The sequence below is a fragment of the Neisseria sp. P0009.S010 genome (assembly GCF_051958545.1).
GTDB classification, from domain to species: domain Bacteria; phylum Pseudomonadota; class Gammaproteobacteria; order Burkholderiales; family Neisseriaceae; genus Neisseria; species Neisseria subflava_A.
In genome coordinates this window covers 1-278 of the sequence record NZ_JBQCVH010000033.1, presented here as the reverse complement: position 1 = coordinate 278, position 278 = coordinate 1, and the positions used below count along the sequence as shown (strand labels likewise).

1 pseudogene is annotated in these 278 nt (G+C 50.0%); it reads right to left on the bottom strand.

Features of this window, described 5'->3' with window-relative positions:
* Positions 1-215, bottom strand: a pseudogene (locus ACTHSN_RS10800) (IS5/IS1182 family transposase); the annotation flags it as partial.
* Between the last annotated feature and the right edge of the window lie 63 nt (positions 216-278).

Here is a 278-nt window from a genome sequence, read left to right as displayed (position 1 = left end):
AGGCTGTGCCATTGTCCGAGCAGGACGGCTTTGAACATGGACAACAGGGGATAGGCGGGACGGCCGCGGTGGTCTCGAAGGTAACGGGTTCTTTGACGATTCAGGTATTGTTCGATCGGTTTCCAATCAATCAGCTGATCCAACTTCAATAGTGGGAAACGGTCGATGTGTTTGGCAATCATGGCTTGTGCGGTTTGCTGGAAGAAGGTGCTCATGAGAAATCCCCTAAATGTCTTGGTGGGAATTTAGGGGATTTTGGGGAATTTTGCAAAGGTCTC